This window comes from Patiriisocius sp. 208BN25-11 (genome assembly GCF_058147145.1).
On sequence record NZ_JBYVJY010000004.1, the window covers coordinates 71,154 to 91,848 of the forward strand.

General features: G+C 37.0%; 13 protein-coding genes. 8 read left to right on the plus strand and 5 right to left on the minus strand.

Translation table 11 applies throughout. From position 1 onward, the window contains the following. Positions 1-157: 157 nt before the first annotated feature. Entirely contained in the window at positions 158-1,129 is a 972-nt protein-coding gene (locus ACY2RS_RS06930; RefSeq protein ID WP_490097901.1) for a polyprenyl synthetase family protein, read from the minus strand. 224 nt (positions 1,130-1,353) lie between these two features. On the opposite strand from ACY2RS_RS06930, the gene ACY2RS_RS06935 reads away from it, so the two are divergent. Genes ACY2RS_RS06935 through ACY2RS_RS06950 form a run of 4 tightly spaced genes read left to right on the plus strand, consistent with a single transcriptional unit; the run spans position 1,354 to position 8,149 of the window. Beyond that, complete coding sequence (locus tag ACY2RS_RS06935) at positions 1,354-1,959, plus strand: TetR/AcrR family transcriptional regulator (protein WP_490097902.1); 606 nt, start codon at positions 1,354-1,356, stop codon at positions 1,957-1,959. Then, on the plus strand, positions 1,959-3,395 hold the full coding sequence (locus tag ACY2RS_RS06940) for a TolC family protein (protein WP_490097903.1): 1,437 nt from the start codon (positions 1,959-1,961) through the stop codon (positions 3,393-3,395). Before ACY2RS_RS06935 ends, ACY2RS_RS06940 begins: the two co-directional genes overlap by 1 nt. Before the next feature lie 53 nt (positions 3,396-3,448). Beyond that, positions 3,449-4,615, plus strand: a complete 1,167-nt coding sequence (locus tag ACY2RS_RS06945; RefSeq protein WP_490097904.1) for an efflux RND transporter periplasmic adaptor subunit — start codon at positions 3,449-3,451, stop codon at positions 4,613-4,615. 12 nt (positions 4,616-4,627) lie between these two features. Continuing rightward, positions 4,628-8,149, plus strand: coding sequence for an efflux RND transporter permease subunit (locus tag ACY2RS_RS06950; protein ID WP_490097905.1), 3,522 nt, complete (start codon positions 4,628-4,630; stop codon positions 8,147-8,149). A 491-nt stretch (positions 8,150-8,640) separates the two neighbouring features. On the opposite strand, the gene ACY2RS_RS06955 is transcribed toward ACY2RS_RS06950, so the two are convergent. Continuing rightward, positions 8,641-11,391 (minus strand): TonB-dependent receptor, encoded by a 2,751-nt coding sequence (locus tag ACY2RS_RS06955; RefSeq protein ID WP_490097906.1) that lies wholly within the window; start codon positions 11,389-11,391, stop codon positions 8,641-8,643. Between the two features lie 218 nt (positions 11,392-11,609). On the opposite strand from ACY2RS_RS06955, the gene aspS reads away from it, so the two are divergent. The 3 genes from aspS to ACY2RS_RS06970 all read left to right on the plus strand — a co-directional run bounded on the left by aspS (position 11,610) and on the right by ACY2RS_RS06970 (position 13,901). Next, positions 11,610-13,367, plus strand: coding sequence for an aspartate--tRNA ligase (gene aspS, locus ACY2RS_RS06960; RefSeq protein WP_490097907.1), 1,758 nt, complete (start codon positions 11,610-11,612; stop codon positions 13,365-13,367). A gap of 2 nt (positions 13,368-13,369) precedes the next feature. Next, entirely contained in the window at positions 13,370-13,615 is a 246-nt protein-coding gene (locus tag ACY2RS_RS06965) for a hypothetical protein (RefSeq protein ID WP_490097908.1), read from the plus strand. A 94-nt stretch (positions 13,616-13,709) separates the two neighbouring features. Further along, the gene (locus ACY2RS_RS06970) at positions 13,710-13,901 is read left to right on the plus strand and encodes a cold-shock protein (protein ID WP_490097909.1); all 192 of its coding nucleotides are present in this window, start codon (positions 13,710-13,712) and stop codon (positions 13,899-13,901) included. Between the two features lie 196 nt (positions 13,902-14,097). Here the strand turns inward: ACY2RS_RS06970 and ACY2RS_RS06975 are convergent, their stop codons facing one another. Next, positions 14,098-14,547: a nucleoside deaminase gene (locus tag ACY2RS_RS06975; protein ID WP_490097910.1), complete on the minus strand. Its 450-nt coding sequence runs from the start codon at positions 14,545-14,547 to the stop codon at positions 14,098-14,100. A gap of 137 nt (positions 14,548-14,684) precedes the next feature. Between ACY2RS_RS06975 and ACY2RS_RS06980 the strand changes: the two genes are divergently transcribed. Continuing rightward, positions 14,685-16,481 (plus strand): 1-deoxy-D-xylulose-5-phosphate synthase, encoded by a 1,797-nt coding sequence (locus tag ACY2RS_RS06980; protein WP_490097911.1) that lies wholly within the window; start codon positions 14,685-14,687, stop codon positions 16,479-16,481. Positions 16,482-16,604: 123 nt separating this feature from the next. On the opposite strand, the gene ACY2RS_RS06985 is transcribed toward ACY2RS_RS06980, so the two are convergent. Together ACY2RS_RS06985 and ACY2RS_RS06990 are read right to left on the minus strand one after the other, a co-directional pair. Beyond that, positions 16,605-19,220 (minus strand): T9SS-dependent M36 family metallopeptidase, encoded by a 2,616-nt coding sequence (locus ACY2RS_RS06985; RefSeq protein ID WP_490097912.1) that lies wholly within the window; start codon positions 19,218-19,220, stop codon positions 16,605-16,607. Positions 19,221-19,303: 83 nt separating this feature from the next. Next, entirely contained in the window at positions 19,304-20,653 is a 1,350-nt protein-coding gene (locus ACY2RS_RS06990) for a deoxyguanosinetriphosphate triphosphohydrolase (RefSeq protein WP_490098072.1), read from the minus strand. Positions 20,654-20,695 lie beyond the last annotated feature (42 nt).

Below are 20,695 nucleotides of genomic sequence, written 5' to 3' on the forward strand. Positions count from 1 at the left end.
CCCATCCCTAAAGGGTGCCTGAAAATTATGAATTTCTTTTATAGTTTTATGAATATCCCACCCTTTAGGGCTGGGGAAAGGGATACTCAAAAAAAATTGTCAATAGTCCCGAAGTTTAGGGAGGGGTACGCTTTTCAGATTTTATTTTAAGATGTAACTACACATTCCTGCGCATCAAAGCATCTGCAAAGCTTTGTAACTGTGCTTTATTTTCTTCTGAAATTTGAATATCCTCTAATTGAGAAATTGCCTTATGCGTATAGGCAGCGATTTCTTCTTCGGTAGCTTTTGCGGCGCCCGTAGCCATGAATAGTTCTTTGACTGTAGCTACTTTTTCACTAGGGTCTTTAGGCAGGGTGCTAAACAATGAAGTTAACATTTCAGCTTGATCAGGCGTGCTTTTTTGTAGTGCAGTAAGGTATAAAAATGTCTTTTTATTTGCCATGATATCACCACCAACCTGTTTTCCAAAGGTTTCAGGGTTTCCAAAAGCATCTAAATAATCATCTTGTAATTGAAAGGCAATCCCAAGGTACTTCCCAAAATTGTATATCTTCTCTTTACAGCTTTCTGAAGCTTCTGCAATAATAGCTCCCATTTGTAAGGAGGCACCAATAAGCACAGCTGTTTTGTACTCTATCATTTTAATGTACTCTGGAAGGGTCACATCGCTACGCGTTTCAAAATCTACGTCGTATTGTTGTCCTTCACATACCTCCAGCGCTGTTTTACTAAAAAGCTTTGCCAATTGTCTAAAAACAGGAGGTTTATAAGATTCAAACAATTGATAGGCTAAAATTAGCATGGCATCTCCAGATAAAATACCGGTATTGATATCCCACTTTTCATGGACTGTTTCATGCCCTCTTCGCAGCGGCGCATTGTCCATAATATCATCATGTACCAATGAAAAGTTATGAAACATTTCTACCGCCAAAGATGCATTTAAAGCGTCTTTAAAATTAGCACCAAAAAAATCGGCAGTCATTAAAGTGAGTACTGGTCGCAACCTTTTTCCTCCTAAGTTGAGTATGTACTCTATTGGCTCATACAGTGAATTTGGTTCTTTTACAGCCACATTTTCTTCTAAATGCTGTACAAGTGCCTCACTATACTTTGAAATATCCATAGCAAAAAAATTTTGAGCAAAAATAAGGATTAGGTCGCTATTCTAATCAGCTATTATGATTCTTTTATCATTGTCTTTTCTGAAATTTTAAATCCAGTATCCATGGGTTCATCGACAAACATTTCAGCAAAACCGACAAACACAAATAAATGTTAAGAAATTATTAAACCTAGGAAACTATTTTTGTTTTTAAAGTTTCCGAAGGTATATTTACACCTCGAATTATGAAAGACGCAATTATATTTAAGGCTACAGAACTATTCATGACACTCGGTTTTAAGAGTGTGACTATGGACGACATTGCCAAAGAAATGGGCATTTCTAAGAAAACAATCTACACCCATTTTAACAACAAAGAAACCATTGTAGCCGTGGTAACAGACCATGTATTTGAAATTGTCTGCAACGACATAGATCAAATTTGCAACTTGGGTCAAAATCCTATTGAAGAGCTATACGCGATAAAAAAAAGGGTGATGGAGTACATGCAAAAAGAAAAGGCATCTCCCTGGTACCAGCTTCAAAAATACTATCCTGCTATCTACGGAAATATTAAACAACGACAGTTTGGCTTTATGCAAGAATGTGTCGTGAAAAACCTGCAAAGAGGACTAGATTTAAAACTCTACAGAGACAATATAGATGTACAATTTGTAGCACGTATTTATTTTAATGGTATTACAGGAATTAAAGAAGAAAACCTTTTTCCTCATACCATGTTCACGGGCGAAAGCTTATATGAAATGTACTTAGAATACCATCTGCGTGGCATTGTAACCCCAGAAGGAAGAAACATACTAAATAACCTCATACAATCAAATCAAGACTAATGAAAAAATTACTCGTCATACTATGTATGCTTATTAGTGTACAAGGGTTTTCACAAGAAAAGGCCTATTCTTTTACTATGGAAGAAGCTATCGCCTTTGCTATCGATAGTAGTTATGCTACCATTAACTCGCGTAGAGAAATTGCCAAAGCATTGAAACTAAAAAAAGAAACAACTGCCAGAGGGCTACCACAAATAAGTGCTAACGTTTCGTATTTAAATAATATAAAACAACAAGTGTCCTTATTACCTGCAGCTGCTTTTGATAATACTTCGAGTGTTGTCAATACTGTGGAAGAGTTTTTTGACCTTGAAGCAAACAGTCAACCTAGCGCTCCAGAAGGATTTATTCCAGTAATTTTTGGAACAAAACAAAATTTAAATGGTACCGCAACACTTAACCAACTTATTTTTGATGGCAGTTATTTTATTGCTATTGATGGGGTAAAGTCTTTTTTAACATTTAACGAAAATATTAATGAAAAAACAAATCTAGAAGTGCGCAAGCAAGTTATCAATGCTTACGGAAATGTGCTACTCGCAGATGAGTTAATAGCAATCACAGAAAGGAACAAAGCTAATCTGGAAAAAAACCTATTTGAGGTTCGAAAAATTTTTGAAAATGGCCTTACCGAAGAAGAGAGTGTGCAACAACTAGAAATCACATTGTTAGATGTAGAAACTCAATTAAGCAATGCAAAAAGAACGCTTGGAATTTCTAAACAATTATTTAATCTAACAATCGGAATAAACGTTGACAAAAAGGTGACACTAACTAATACATTGAAAAACCTCACTGAAGAAAACATTTCATTAACGCTATTAGATACTACCTTAACAATAGAAAATAACATAGACTACAAAATTGCTGAAAATGTAGTAGAACAACGCGATATAGAACTAAAACTAGAGCGTAGTAAAGGGATGCCCTCTATAAATGGGTTCATTAACTACGGTACTGCTGCATTTGGAGATGACTTTACTTTTTTTAACAGTGATGAGCGTTGGTTTCAATCTTCTGCATTTGGGGTGAGTTTAAATGTACCTATTTTTTCAAGTGGATTACGAAGTGCTAGAAATCAACAAGCCAGAATTTCATTAGATCAAGCCCAGTTACAATTTGAAGAAACATCGCAACGTATATCATTAGAATTTGAAACAGCCAGAAGTAATTATAAATTCACTATTGAGCGTCTTGAAAACACTAAAAAGAATCTATCGCTAGCAGAAAGTATTGAACATAAAAATCAAATTAAATTCAAAGAAGGGCTTGCCACTAGTTTCGATCTAAGACAAGCGCAAACACAATTGTATAGTATCCAGCAACAATACATCAATGCAATGCTAGATGTTATTAAAGCAAAAGCAGAAGTAGAAACGGTGTTAAATACACCACAATTAAGAATGTCAAGCGACGAGATAAAATCTAAGTTTTAACTCGCAAACAAAACACTTTTAAACTTATAAACATCTAAACCTTTTAACTACTCATGAAAAAACTAATCACATTACTATCCATAGCTGTTTTACTAGCAGCATGCGGAGAAGGAAAAGAGATGACTTTAGAAGAAATTATTGATTCTAAAGACGTTACTGTCATCCAAAAAAAGAGAGATGAGGTGGTAACTAAGCAACAAGAGATAAACACTCAAATTAAAAGTCTTGATGAGGCACTGGCAACATTAAATCCAGAAAAAAACATGCCTTTAATTACTTCTTTTATCGCAAAAGACACTTTGTTTAAACATTATGTAGAATTGCAAGGGAGTGTAGAAACAGATCAAAATATCGTCGTAACTCCAGAAATGGGAGGTGTTTTAAACAGTGTTCTCGTAACCGAAGGACAAAGGGTTCGAAAAGGACAAGTACTAGCACGTGTAGATGATGGAGGTATGAGCCAATCTGTTGCGCAAATGCAAGTACAGGCAGATCTTGCCAAAACTACTTTTGAAAGACAAGAACGTTTGTGGAAGCAAAACATAGGGAGTGAAATTCAATACCTTCAAGCAAAAACTGCATATGAAGGACAATTAAAAGCCATCAATTCTATGAAGCAGCAACTAGCAAAAGCGAGTATAAGAGCTCCTTTTTCTGGAACCATAGATGATGTTATTACAGAACAAGGAAGTGTTGTAGCGCCAGGACAAACCCCTATTTTACGCATTGTAAGTTTAAACAATATGTATATCAAAGCAGATGTTCCTGAAAGTTATATCACCAATGTAGTAAAAGGAAAAGAAGTAGATGTATTTTTTCCAGTATTAGGAACTAGCATTGTGACTAGGATTAGTCAGACCGGTAGTTTTATCAATCCAAACAACAGGACCTATAAAGCTGAAATCAATGTTCCTAATAAAGAGAAGAACATCAAACCTAACCTAACGGCTCGCTTAAAAATTAACGACTACACCAACGAAAAAGCAATTTTAATACCGCAAAGTATTATTTCAGAAAACGCTCAGGGAGAACAATACATCTACCTACTCAAAGATATTACTGGAGAAAAAGCTGTAGCAAGTCGTGTGATCATTAAAACTGGAAAAAAGCAAGAAGATGTTATCGAAGTTTTAGAAGGTTTAAAGAATGGAGATCAAATCATTCAAGAAGGAGCTCGTAGTGTTAAAGATGGGCAAACCGTTAAAATCATCACCTACTAATTTGTAATACGTATGGCAAAGCAGAAAAAAAATACCGAGAAAGAGTTTAAGCTCTCCTCTTGGGCCATTAATAACAAAACTACCATTTACATGGCAATGGTATTGGTGTTGTTTTTAGGAGGAAGTGCATACAACAGTATGCCGCGTGAAAATTTCCCAGAAATTAGAGAAACTAAAATTTACATTAGTTCTGTATATCCTGGAAACACTGCCGAAGATATCGAAAAACTCATTACAGATCCTTTAGAAGACAAGCTAAAAACGGTGAGTAATGTGGTAGAAATTACGTCAACTTCACAAGAAGATTACTCGATGGTGATTGTAGAATTTGATGAGGGCATTAGCGTAGACAAAGCAAAACAAAAAGTAAAAGATGAGATAGACACCGAAACTTCTAACGAAGATTGGCCCACGTTTAATGGTGCTAAAGTAGAGCCTAACATTTTTGAGTTAAGTATGAGTGAAGAAATGCCCATACTTAACATAAACATCTCTGGTGATTATCCTGTAGCCAAGCTTAAAGAATATGCAGAATACCTTCAAGATGAAATAGAAAACCTTGAAGAAATCAAGCAGGTTGATATTCGTGGCGCGCAAGAAAAAGAAGTAGAGGTTGCCGTAGATATCTATAAAATGATGGCCTCATCGGTGAGTTTTAGAGATGTACAAAGTGCTATTTCTAATGGAAATATGACCATGTCTGCCGGAAATTTTAAAGCCAGCGGCCAGCGTCGTACGATTCGAATTTTAGGTGAAATAGAAGATCCAAATGAGTTAGAAAATTTCGTAGTAAAGTCTGAAAATGGAGACATTGTATACTTAAAAGACGTTGCCGAAGTTCGTTTTAAAGAAAAAGACAGAACCACTTTTGCGAGAGAGTATGGAAGTCGTGTGGTAATGCTAGATGTTAAGAAACGTTCTGGAAAAAACATGGTGGCAGCAGCAGAAAAAATTGAAACCATTGTTGCAGATACTAGAGCCAATGTTTTTCCCTCAAACCTTGTGGTAAATATTACCAACGATCAATCTTCAAAAACCATTGGTCAGGTAGATGATTTGGTAAACAATATCATTTTCGGGATTATCTTGGTAGTTACCGTTTTAATGTTCTTCCTTGGTTTTAAAAATGCATTGTTTGTTGGATTTGCAATTCCTATGTCTATGTTCATGTCCTTAATGATTCTAGGATGGATGGGCTACACGCTAAATACCATGATCCTATTCGGATTAATTATGGGATTAGGAATGTTGGTAGATAATGGTATTGTAGTCGTAGAAAATGTTTACCGTTTAATGGACGAAGAAGGATTAAGCCGAATTGAAGCTGCTAAGAAAGGGATTGGAGAAATTGCATTTCCAATTATTATTTCTACAGCTACCACTGTAGCTGCCTTTATACCTTTAGGACTATGGCCAGGATTGATGGGACAATTCATGATTTATTTCCCCATTACACTTTCTGTGGTATTAGGATCCTCCTTATTTGTAGCGATCTTTTTTAACTCGGTACTGGTATCACAATTTATGACCACCGAGGATAGAGACATGCCATTAAAGAACATTATTATGATTTCTTTAATTCTAATTGTCATTGGAGCTCTAATCATGTTAACAGGAGGTACGTATAGCGGACTAGGAACACTTATGATTTTTACTGCTATCATGCTTTGGGTATACCGATTGGTACTCCGTAAATTGGCAAATGCCTTTCAAACCAAAGTACTTACCAGATTAGAAAATTGGTATAAGAGAAGTTTAACAAAGGCTTTTAAAGGGGCTAGACCCTACCTTGTTATTGGATTTACTTTCTTTTTACTCATTGGAGCTTTTGGAGCTTTTGGAGGTTCGGTTGCTTCACAAAGAACAAAAATTGAATTTTTTCCCGACAACACCCCTAACCAAATTATTGTCTACATAGAATACCCACAAGGAACTTCTATCGAAAAAACAAATGCCATTACCAAAGAAATTGAAGAACGTGTTTACAATACATTAAATAGCAATGAGTATGTAGATGGTGAGTTCAATTTCTTAGTTGAAAGTGCCGTATCACAAGTAGGAGAGGGTGCAGGAAACCCTCAAACCGATGGTGGTTCTGCCGCAGAAATGCCACATAAAGGGAAAATTACTGCTTCTATGCGTGAGTATAAATTTCGCCGAGGAGAGGACAGTGAAGTGTTACGTAAAAAGGTACAAGAAGACCTAAGAGGTATATACCCAGGTGTTATTATCTCTGTAGAAAAAGATGCCAACGGACCACCACAAGGAGCTCCTGTAAACATCGAACTATCGGGGAACGACTATAACGAGTTGATTACAGCTGCAGAGAACATGCGTGCGTATTTGAATACCAAAAATATCGCTGCTATCGACGAGTTAAAAATCGATGTAAATAAAGACAAACCAGGCATGCAGGTTCTTATTGATAGAGAAAAAGCGGGTGAACTTGGTGTGAATGCAGGGCAAGTTGGACAACAACTACGTAACTCCTTATTTGGTACCAAAGCAGGTGTGTATAAAGAAGACGGCGAAGATTATGATATCTACATTCGATTTAATGAGGCAAGTCGTTACAATGCCAGTGCTTTGTTTAACCAAACCATGACCTTTAGAACCAATACAGGACAATTGCGTGAGATACCCGTATCTGCTGTCGCTTCACAAAAAAACAACTCTGGATTTAGTGCCATTAAGCACAAACAATCCAAAAGAATTGTTACGTTATATTCTGCATTATCACCTGGATATACAGATGCAGGTGCTGCTGTAGCACAGGTAAAAAATGAAATGCGTAATTTCAACGAAATTCCAGATAGTGTGAAAATTAATTATACGGGACAACTAGAGAAACAAGAAAAAGAACAAGCTTTTTTAATGAGTGCTTTCTTTAGTGGCTTGGGCTTAATATTCTTAATTCTTATCTTCCAATTTAACTCTATTTCAAAACCATTCATTATTATGATTGCTATTTTCTTGAGTTTTATTGGGGTCTTTGGAGGCATTGTAATTTCTGGTGCTCCCTTTGTAATTATCATGACTATGATGGGTATTATTTCCCTCGCGGGTATTGTGGTAAATAATGGAGTGGTCTTGCTCGATTATGCCCAATTACTCATCGATAGGAAAAAGAATGAATTAGACCTAGACGCTAGCGACTTTCTAGAAAAAGATGATTTATTAGCAAGTATTATCCAAGCAGGAAAGGCGCGTTTACGCCCAGTATTGTTAACAGCCATTACTACCATTTTAGGTTTAATACCCTTAGCCATTGGTTTAAACATTAATTTCTTTACTCTTTTTAGCGAGTTTGATCCTAACGTGTACATGGGAGGAGACAATGTAATTTTCTGGGGACCTTTAGCATGGACGGTTATCTATGGTCTTATTATTGCTACTTTCTTAACCCTAATTGTGGTGCCTATTTTATTCTATTTTGCAACACGATTAAAAATGAGAATTATCTCTTTTATGAGGTCTAGAAAACAAGAACCTGTAGCAATTGTAGAAGACATTAATCAAGAAGCCGCAGAATAAAACAAGTTAACAGTTGCAGTGTTCAGTATGCAGACAGAACATATAAAAACTATGTTAGTTTTGTAAAATCTTCATCGATTTTCTCTTTAGAGATAGGGTAGAAATCGGTGAAGATTTTTTTCTTCGGAAATTTTAAAACTCAAAACCCTTTTTGTGCATCCAGCATTTTAAAAGGGTATTTTGTTTAACAGCGCTTCAAAATAGGATATTTCAGAAACAAAAAAAGTCGTCTATAGTGGTATAGGCGACTTTATATAATATAAGACTACGGGTAAAAATACGAAAGCATCATTTTGGCATATGTGCCCAACATCCCTGTTGGTTAATTGTAATTCTTACGGTAAGCTATAATCTAAAAATTATAATGTAAATATAGAGTTATGAATGTTATAAAACCTAGTTTTTAAAGCTTTTGTTAGCATACTTTTTAACAGGTTACACAAAAAAAGGGCGCTATACGAGCACCCTTTTCTTTTTATGAATGTAACATGTTAAAATCTAAACTGCAATCCAGCACTTACAATGGTTCCATTAAATCCAAATTGATTTACTTCCCATGGGTACTTAAATCTGCCACCAAGATCTGTTACAAAGTCACCCTGTGTTTCAATTTCATCTGGGTACACATTTAATAGGTTATTTACAGAAATTCTTGCGTTGATAGCGTCAGAGAAATCATACTTTATAATTAGGTCTGTGATTACTTTACCACCAAATGTTTGGTCGTAGGCTGCATCATCTTCAGGAAGATTTGCTCCGTTTGGTCCTAGTGGTGCACCGTTAAGACCATTATTAGAATGCCTCCAAGTAACTTCACCAAAATAGGTGTTGTTTATAGCGATATTAAAATTACTTATTTGATAGTCTAAACCAAGCAACACCTTAGTTTGTGGTCTTGCAGATTCAATTCTTGATTGTTCCTTACGATTAAAGAAATCATATCCATTCTCTCCAATAAGACCTGGCGCTTCTAATTGCAATCCTTCTGTATTTGGATCTGCATCATCGTTTGTAATCTCTGTTCTATTAAAATTGGCAGCAAGCGTTGCATTTAAAGAACCACTTCCTATTTCCATATTTCTATAGTTTGCTACAACATCAATACCCTGTGTTTGAGTATCTACCGCATTGGCAAATAACTTTAAGCTAGTAATATCATTATCCAATAAGATTTGTTCTACCGGGTTTGTAATATCTTCTGTAATGATTGTACCATCTGCACCAGTTTGTCCTGTTTCATCAATAAAACCAATTTCTCCAGAGAATAAAACACGATCTTCTACTTCAATTTGATACGCATCTACCGCTACAGAAAACTTTGGTGTTAATTTATAGGTAATCCCTGCCGTAATATTGGTAGAAGTTTCAGCAGTAAGCGCTGGTACTCCTAGTCCTTCTCTAATTACAGGGTCCACGTTATTAAACGTACCTTGATTAGAGATCGTACCTCCAGATACTAATGTTTGCACATTACTCAAATAAATTTGATGTAATGAAGGGGCTCTAAATCCAGTACCATACGATGCTCTTATGGCTCCTCTATTATCACCTAATATGTATCGAGCTCCAGCTTTCCATGAAACATTATCTCCAAAATCGCTAAAATCTTCATAACGAACAGCAGCAGTTACTAAGAACTTCTCGGTAGCCTCCAAATCTATGTTTGCATAAGCACCAACGTTATTTCTTGACTCGCGAACAGCATTACTGGGCTGTAATCCAGGGAAAGATTGTACTCCTCCTCCAATATATGATTCTGGTTGACCTGCCTCAGATGAAAAACGCTCATCCTTATATTCTGCTCCAAAAGCAAGACTCACAATTCCAATATTTCTTGAAATATCAAGGTTGGCAATTCTATTGCTAAATGTGTATGCTCCAACATCAAAACTCGTTGGGCTAGCTGCTCCTAAAGCTGGATTTAAACTACTATTAACTGTATAGTCTACGGCATTTCTACCAAAGGTTCCACTTACATCAACATCAAATCCTAAGGCTCCAAATTCTACTCCCACAGTGTGGTTATTGTCAACAATTTCAGTTTCAAAAGTAGGTTGAAATCCTTGGTACTCTGTTCCCTCTTCATGCAATAGATTGAATGGGTCTGGCACCCAATACGGTGCTCTGTACAATGCAAAACTTTTCCCTTCTCTGTAAGTCAAACCACCAAAGGTGTAGAACTTTCCTTTTCCATTTTCAAAAGGCAAGCCTAAATTGTAAAACAAATCATACTTGTCTATTTCTGGTTGTCCAATAGTCATCCCTAAATCGGGGTTTTGTGCTAACCAATCTGCCCAATCTGGGTCATCTGCTTCGATACCAAACAAGACATCATCTCCAGGCTCACCAGCTCTATTTGTGGTGTCTTGGTGATAATATCCAGCAGTTATATTTAAGAATCCACCCTTTTCTCCTACTTTAAGCCCAGTGTTTATGTTGGCTCCAATATTAAAACCATCTCCTTCTGTAGTCACACCACCATCTAGATTTACAGTACTGTACTCATAACCTTCTTTTAAGACCATATTAATAACACCCGCAATTGCATCAGATCCATATTGAGCAGATGCTCCATCTCGTAACACCTCTACACGCTCTATTGCAGCGGCAGGAATACTTTTTAAGTCGACTCCTACTTCACCTTTTCCTGGAGTATCATTTATGTAAACTAAGGCACTTTGATTTTTTCGTTTACCATTAATTAATACTAAAGTTCTACTAGGCCCTAAATTTCTTAGGTCTGCTGGATCAAAATGCGCTGTCGCATCTGAAACTGTTTGGTTGGTAGAGTTAAAAGAAGGTACTTTGTAGTTTAACATCTTGTCTAGGGTAGGCTGCCCCGTTAATTTTAAATCTGCAGTTTGAATATTATCAATTGGCACTACAGATGTCAATACTGATCTAGGTTTCGATCTATTACCAACAAGAACTACTGCATCTAATTCATCTCCTTGAATTAATACAAAATCTGCCCTAGCAGAAGAAATCTCCATTTCTTTTGTAGCATAACCTACATAACTCACTACCAATGTAGTTGGCAAGGTCTCTACATTTAATGCGAAGTTTCCATTAATGTCGGCAACAGTTCCATTTGAGGTTCCTTTTTCTAGAACATTTGCAAAGGCAATGGGGGCTCCATCTGCTGTTTTTGCCGACCCAGTAACCGTAGTTTGGGCAAACAAAAAACAGGGGACTAATAACACGATTGCTATTAGGTAAGAAGTAAAGTCGTTTTGTTTCATGGTTGTCATGTTTTTAAAGTTTAGTTAAATGTATTAAAGATTTCATAAAAAATTAGCTAAATGATTACAAATTATAAAACAAAAAGGTTTCTTTAATGCGTTTTTAATTTCTGAAATTTTAAATCTCACTATAAATACTTTAAAATGAAGGTCAATACAGTAGAACTTCTTAAATTTGCAATCTTTCTAAAAAGACGGAAATAATAACACACAAACACATGTACAGAACGCATACCAACGGTCAATTACGAAGCGAACATATAGGACAAGAAGTAACCCTTGCAGGATGGGTACAAAAAACCCGTGACAAAGGATTTATGGTATGGGTAGATCTTCGTGATCGCTATGGTATTACACAACTTATTTTTGATGCAGAACGCACCACACCAGAAATGATGGAGCAAGCTCAAAAGTTAGGCCGTGAGTTTGTTGTACAAGTTACAGGAACTGTCATTGAACGCGAATCTAAAAACCCAAACATGCCAACGGGAGATATTGAGATTTTGGTTTCAAAAGTGAACATTCTCAACGCTTCCTTAACCCCTCCTTTTACGATTGAAGATGAAACAGATGGTGGTGAAGATGTAAGAATGAAATACCGTTACTTAGACATTCGAAGAAATCCTGTTCGTGAGAATCTAATTTTTCGCCATAAAGTATCCATGGCAGTTCGCAACTATCTATCTGCAGAAGGATTTGTAGATGTAGAAACGCCTTACCTTATTAAATCTACTCCAGAGGGTGCCCGTGATTTTGTGGTACCAAGTAGAATGAATGAAGGACAGTTTTACGCCTTACCGCAATCGCCACAAACTTTTAAGCAGTTGCTTATGGTAGGTGGCTTAGACAAATACTTTCAAATTGTAAAGTGTTTTAGAGATGAAGACCTACGTGCCGACAGGCAACCAGAGTTTACACAAATAGACTGTGAAATGGCATTTATAGAACAAGAAGACATCCTAAACATGTTTGAAGGTTTAACCCGTCATCTATTAAAAGAAATAAACGGTGTAAAAATTGGTGCCTTTCCAAGAATGCAATACGATGATGCTATGCGTTTGTATGGTAATGATAAGCCAGACATTCGTTTTGGGATGGAGTTTGGTGAGTTAAATGCTGTAGCACAACACAAAGAATTTGGTGTCTTTAACAATGCAGAATTGGTAGTTGGTATTGCAGTGCCTGGAGCCAACAGCTACACTCGTAAAGAAATAGATAAATTAATAGACTGGGTAAAGCGTCCTCAAGTAGGAGCACTCGGTATGGTATACTGTCGTTGTAACGACGATGGAAGCTTCAAGTCATCTGTAGATAAATTTTACAACCAAGAAGATTTAGCACAATGGGCAGAAACAACAGGTGCAAAACCTGGAGATCTTATTTGTATACTTTCTGGAGAAACCAGCAAAGTACGAGCGCAATTAAGTGCCTTACGTATGGAATTGGCAGAACGTTTAGGCTTGCGAAAAGCAGATGAGTTTGCTCCATTATGGGTAGTTGACTTTCCGTTGCTTGAGCTAGATGAAGAAACTGGACATTACCACGCCATGCACCACCCATTTACTTCACCAAAACCAGGACAGCTTGAGCTATTAGATACGAATCCAGGTGATGTTAAAGCCAATGCTTATGACTTAGTCTTAAACGGAAATGAAATTGGTGGAGGATCTATTCGTATTCACGATAAAGAAACCCAAGCCATTATGTTAAAGCATTTAGGCTTTAGTGAAGCAGAAGCAAAAGCGCAATTTGGTTTTTTAATGGATGCCTTTGAATACGGCGCACCACCACACGGAGGGATTGCTTTTGGATTAGACAGATTAGTTTCAATTTTAGGAGGACAAGAAACCATAAGAGATTTTATTGCCTTCCCAAAAAACAATAGCGGTCGCGATGTCATGATAGATGCACCAGCACCATTAGACCAAGAACAACTCACAGAACTCAACTTAAAAGTAGCGATACAATCATCATAAAGATGCGTATTTTATTATATATTTTCTTTTTTACTGCCATAGCATTGGTAGGATTTGGTTTTTATACCAGACCTCAAGACTTGGCTACAGGAGAATTATGTATTGGTCTTGGAGTAGCCACCCTATTCTTTGTTTGGATGCCTGCTTTTGTGTACCACAGATGGAAAGGAAAAGATGTAAAAGCCTACATGCTTAATGAGGAAAACATCCTAAAAATGCGTAATTACACTAAAGACAAGAAGTTATAAATACTATTGAAATGTTAAAAATTCACATTTAGATAACATTTCGCATTTATTTTTACCTACATTTGTTCTAATTATTAATTTATATTACCCACTAATGGAAGGAACAGTAAAATTTTTTAACGAATCTAAAGGTTTTGGTTTTATCACAAATGATGAAACTGGAAAAGACATCTTTGTACACATCACAGGACTTAACGGTCAAGCTCTTAACGAGGGAGATAAAGTAGAGTATGAAGAAGAAGAAGGAAGAAAAGGAATGATAGCTGCGCAAGTGCGTGTTATCTAAGAAGATATATCTTTACCAAATGATTGTAATCCCGCTTTAAATAAAGCGGGATTTTTTTATGTCTGTATCCTTCGGAAATGTTAGTAGAAAACCCCGAGTTAGAAATTTAGATAGAATATCCCTCAATGTTACACAAATAAACTTCAAGTCTATCAGCGAAGCGGTCTTACATCTTGCTTCTTAGAGCGACAGCGGTCTAATTAAGATTTCGCTTCTCAATAAAAAAGCGCTTTAACAACTGAGATGCTTCTTCGGCTAGCACACCACCTTTCATTTTGGTTTTAGGATGCAATTTTGTATCCATGGCAATACAGCCGCGTTGCTCATCTCGAGCCCCATAAACGATATTCGAAATCTGACTCCAGAATAAAGCTCCCGCACACATTTGGCAAGGTTCTATTGTAACATACAAAGTGCAATTTTGAAGATATTTCCCACCCAAAAAATTAGCAGCCGCAGTTATTGCCTGCATCTCTGCGTGCGCCGTTACATCGTTTAGCATTTCTGTAAGATTGTGCGCTCTTGCAATAATTTGATTGTTGATTACAATCACAGCACCAATAGGCACTTCTCCTTTTTCATAGGCAGCTTCGGCTTCTTGCAAAGCACGTTTCATAAAATACGTATCGTCGTATGGGTTTATCATTTCTGGGTATTGTATGTGGAGCGTAAAATTAAAAAATCTATGGTAACGAAGATTCTTTTTTACGAACAAACAACATTTCTTTATTCTAACAAAGGCTATGATATCAATACTAAGAAGGTTAATTGTATCTTTGTGTTGTGTCACATGAGCTATTAGATACCATCACTTTTCCAGAAGATCTTCGAAAATTAAGCAAAGATCAATTAACGCAATTAGCGCAAGAACTTCGCGATTTTATTATCGAGATAGTTGCTACCAAAGAAGGACATTTAGGTGCTAGTTTGGGTGTCGTAGAACTTACTATCGCGCTACATTATGTATTTAACACACCCAAAGACCAATTGGTTTGGGATGTGGGACATCAAGCCTATGGGCATAAAATTCTCACGGGTAGAAAAGATGTGTTTGATACCAATAGAACACTAGGAGGTATTAGTGGTTTCCCGAAAAGAGATGAGAGTAACTACGATACTTTTGGTACTGGACACAGTAGTACTGCCATTTCTGCTACCCTAGGGATGGCTATTGCCGCTTCACTCAAAGGAGACACTCATAGACAGCACATTGCAGTTGTGGGTGACGCATCTATAGCCAGTGGTATGGCCTTCGAAGCACTCAATCATGCAGGTGTTACAGATACAAACCTACTTGTTATTTTAAATGATAATGCGATTGGAATTGACCCAAGTGTAGGAGCGCTAAAACAATATTTCACCAAGGTTACCTTAGATGGTGCTCCAGAAACAGATAATATTTTTGAAGCCCTCAACTTCACCTATTCGGGTCCGGTGGATGGGCATAATATTTCAGAATTACTAAAAACATTAGAAATACTAAAACATACAAATGGGCCAAAAATACTGCACGTCATCACCAAAAAGGGAAAAGGATTACGCCAGGCCGAAGAAGATCAAGTAACCTACCACGCTCCTGGAAAATTTGATGCCCATACAGGCAATAGAATTAAAAAAGACACTACAGGACTTCCACCAAAATATCAAGATGTTTTTGGGCATACACTTGTTGAACTTGCCAAAGAAAACAAAGACATTATAGGGATTACTCCTGCCATGCCAACAGGAAGCTCCTTAAAATATATGATGGACGCTTTTCCAGACCGTGCTTTCGACGTGGGTATTGCAGAGCAGCATGCTGTAACATTAGCAGCTGGACTAGCAACTCAAGGGCTTCATGTTTTTTGTAACATCTACTCCACATTTTTACAGCGCGCATACGATCAAGTAATACATGATGTTTGCTTGCAAAAATTACCTGTAATTTTCTGCTTAGATCGTGCAGGTATGGTAGGAGAAGATGGCGCCACACACCATGGTATTTTTGACATTGCTTTTTTACGATGTATTCCAAATATTATAATAGCAACCCCTAGTAATGCTATAGAACTGCGCAATATATTGTATACTGCTCAATTAGGTTTGGACATCCCTATTGCCATACGTTACCCAAGAGGTCGTGGAAATAGTATTGATTGGCAAGTCCCATTTAAAAAGAGTCTTATTGGAAAGGGGAAAGTACTTCAAAAAGGAAGTGATATAGCCATTCTTGCGATTGGAAACATGGTCGAAAATGCTAAAAAAGCACTAGGTAAGTTACCTTCTGAAATACAACAAAACCAAGTTGGATTATATGACATGGCGTTTGTAAAACCATTGGATGCGGCATTACTTTCTGAAATTTTTGAAACCTACAAAACCGTCATCACTATTGAAGATGGCGTTATCTCGGGAGGTTTCGGAACTGCGATATTAGAATTTGCATCACAACATGAGTATCACAATAAAACTGTTTTACTAGGAATTAAAGACACCTTCCCTGAACACGGAACGGTAAGCCAATTACAACATGCACAGGGTATTTCCGAAGAAAAAATTCTAGAGACACTTCGTAAACATTTGCATAAAAAAGATGTCTAAAAAGTAAAGAGTTAACTGTTGTCTGGTTGAGCGCAATCGAAACCTATGTTCACTATCAGTGAGTAGTAGTTCTCGACTCCGCTCGAACAGACATCTTACTTTTGGATACAATAACGTTATTTATTATTCAATAATAAGCTTGGTAGTGGTTGTAAATCCTTCTCCAGCAACTTCAACTATATAAACACCAGAATTAATTTGGTCTATTGTAAGTGTTGCCACAGCATCTAATGAAACTGTTTGCGTCATAATCACTCTTCCATTAATATCAAATATAGATACGTTTGCATCTCCAGTTGCACGAGGAGCACTAATGTTTACAATTCCTTTTGCAGGGTTTGGATATAGTATCACTGCATTTTCAATACTTCCTCTATCTTCAGAACCTAAAACACAATCTGGAGTCGTTGGAATATCAAAGGCTTCCACATTATCTCCTAAATTATTTGAACTTCCTTGAGAAGCACTAACACCCAAACCTCTTTTTGCAAAAGCTGCCCAAATCAAGCATTGGTTCGCTCCATCGTTTGCTAGCATGTCTGCCTCTAAAATTGCATCTCTACCAGTTACAAAACCTGGGTTACAAGGTTGTAATTTTAGACCATCTAACACTAATTGCATAGCAATATTGTTACCACCTGTACCATTGTAAAGATCTGGATCAAATCCATATTCTTCAATTAAATCCCAAGTAAGATCCCATAGCATAGACGCCCAAACAAATCCAACACCATGAGGCACCGAAACGTTTCCATCTGTGTCTTCGTAAGTGTAATTATTTATAGAAAAACTCGTGCTGTAAGGTGCTTCTCTAATCCCTCCTCCATCGGTAGGCTGTCCTATTGCATAGGTTCCAATACCACGAATGTCTTCTGCTTCATCTCCTTCTTGCATCGTTAACATTAAACCAAACCAGTCGCTCCATCCTTCACCCATTTGCTCTTGGTTTCCTAAACAACCTGTATTAAATCTTCCTCCGGTTAGTCTATTAGAGATCCCATGTCCGTATTCGTGAGCGATAATTCCGTTATCTACATCTCCGTCTATAGCATATGGTCCAGCATTTAATAAAGAAGCGTTGATACTTTCTCCATTTTGAAGTGCAGCAATAATTGCTTCTCCATCTGCTTGGTTTACCATTACTCCGGGTATTGAAACTTGGTCTCCAAAATCACCTGGCCCCATAGCAATAGGAGCATCAGGAATATTATTTACCATAATAACCGCTACAGCACCTTCATTTTCTACCGCCAACATTTTAACTCCAAACTGACATTCTCCTCTTCTTATTACTACTATTTTTCCATTTAAGTCTCCAGGATTTGTAATTGTATCACAAGCATCGTTTTCATCATCCGAATCACCTGCATTGTCATCAAGCACCAAGGTCAAATCTGCAGTAATAGGCATGTCTTCTGGGAGTGGATCACCAAAAAGAGCAGGGACTGCGGTATAATCCCCCAGCAATGTTCCATTGTTAATAGTTAAAGGTTCACCTGCAGGTCCTGCTGGAGACCATAAAAACATTTGCATTCTAGGATTGTTTCCATCTGGTGGTGTTCCGAAATTAGCATTGTTGGTTCCGCCTCCATCTTGTGCTTGCGCATCTACAAAATCTCCTTCTCCACCGTTTCCTCCGTTTCCATAATTATTATCTTGGAAATTACCACTAGCTTCATCAAAACCATATTGGTAATACACATCATGCATGATGTTGTTCCAGTAAAACAAATTGGTAGTTGCGGCTGGCAACATATTTACTGGATTCGTTTCAAAATTAAAAGGGAAATCAAATGTCAAAGAAGGACCTCCGTCTGGAGAAGTTCCTCCACTATTATTTGCATCAATATCATCTCTTGCAATTACATTGTTTCCTCTTGTAATGGTAAACTCTGGTCCTTCTACTCCATCGGTATCATGCCATCCAAATGGGGATGCATCTTCATTTGCTGGATCAATAACCAATGCTTCATTTCCATGGTTTGGGCTTTCAAAAGGCACTGGAAATACTCGGTAAGATGTGCCTCCTAATGCATCGAAAGAAATCGAATTTTCTTGAGAATATAGCACACTTTCTTTTGCAGTTGTGTGTCCTAAGTGGTTGTGACTTGGCGTTCCAAAATTACAGCTCGTCACCCAATCGTTTGTGCTTAACACACTACCTGTGGTAGCATCTACTCGTACGCTATAATAATGACTAGCATCTAATAGGTAAATACTTAAATCCCAAGCCAAGCGTAAAGTATCGTCTTCTAAAGGTTGAAAAACTAATCGAACTGGAATGTTATTTAAGGATATAGCACCGTTAGAAAACACATAGCTATGCTGATTTTCATTTTCTAATAATGAAAGTCCGCTCGGACTTCCAATACCCATTGCAGATGCGGCATTTGCAATAGCAATTTGTGGTGTAATACTTGGATTTGTTGTGTTTATCTTTTGAGTTGCATTAGTAGAGAATCCGATTTTAGAAGATTGTACAACTCCATTTCTAATGGCAAAAACAGAGGTAGAATTAAAAACTTCAATCCCTTGGATTCGCTGTGAAATATATACATTCTCAACACGCATACTCTTTGAGTAGGTAGTTGACTTAATTTCAAAATCTGCAACATCCTCTTGTGTGAGTCCGTCTTGAGAGCTCGAGGTATTAAAATGATTTTGGATGGTTGTTTGATGGTTTTGTGCATTTGCAAAACAAAAGGCAAGCAAAAGCACGAATACTAAATTTCTTTTCATAGCAGTGAATAAATTTTAAAAAGCTAAAATAACAGCTAAAACCATATTTAGCACAAACAATTAACTATTTTAACATTTATTTTTTAAGATATCGCAAGATTTCCATTGATTTTTTGAAAAATCTGCAATGCATTACCATCTGTTAATCTTGAAACATAATTACAACAGGCCATAACGTATTCGTATACCGATTGGGTCTCTTTAATGGATGTATCGAACTGAGAAAGTATGAGTTTATCATAGTGACGCAACGTGCTGCCTTCATGATAATTTTCAACAGCAGTAGTAAAGGTATCGAGCAACTCAGATAATATTTTATAGCCTGCGATTTCCTTTTCAACTACCTCACTACTCTGGTAGACATTGGCTACGGAAATTTTAATGATATCATTAATTTGAGCTTGGTATTTACTTTTATCAAGCAATGACTCTGTAAATGTTCCTTTTAAAATTGCTTCTTCGTTGGCCACAAAAATTTCGGCAGCTTCTTGAATTAACACACCAATAGCCATAGAACGTAAATAGGCTAATCTATCTTTCACATTAATGAGTTTATGATATTTCGCTGTATCAATGGTATCTTTTACCAAAGCAATGAGATATTCTAAGGCAAACTCTTCTTCTATAAGCCCTAAATTAATTCCGTCTTCAAAATCGATGATGGTGTAGCAAATATCATCGGCAGCTTCTACTAAAAAAGCTAAGGGATGTCTATCGTAACTCACAGCACCTTTTTGTCCGCGTTTGTTGAGCCCTAATTCAGAAGCCACGGTTTCGAAGAAGGAAATTTCAGATTGAAACACGCCAAATTTTTTATCGGCTATATGCGGTGTCGGTTTTTTGGGTAAAGACTCTTTGGGATATTTCATAAAAGCACCCAGCGTAGCATAGGTAAGTCGCAAACCACCATCGACCCCATTTTTAGATTCGGTCACTATTTTAAATCCATTGGCATTTCCTTCAAAATCTACTAGATCTTGATACTCTTTCTCTGTTAGGGATTTTTTAAATCGTTTTCCATTTCCATTAGCAAAGTAATCGCCTATGGCTTTCTCACCACTATGACCAAAAGGAGGATTCCCAATGTCATGCGCTAAGGATGCAGCCGCGACAATGGATCCAAAATCATTAAAATGATAGCCATGTACACGTTGCAATTGTGGGTGCTTTTCTAAGATTGCTTTTCCAGCTGTTCTACCTAAAGACCTTCCAACAACTGAGACCTCCAAACTATGGGTTAGTCTTGTATGCACAAAAGACGTTTTTGACAACGGGATGACCTGTGTTTTATCTTGCAGACTTCTAAAGGCTTGCGAAAAAATAATACGGTCATAGTCTACTTCAAAACCCAAACGTGTTGGGTCTTCTTCGACGCGTAATCTCTTAGTTTTGACTCCTTGTTTTTTAAGGGATAATAGCTGTTCCCATTGCATCATAGCACTTTATATTTTGGTTATCGCAATATACTCAATTTA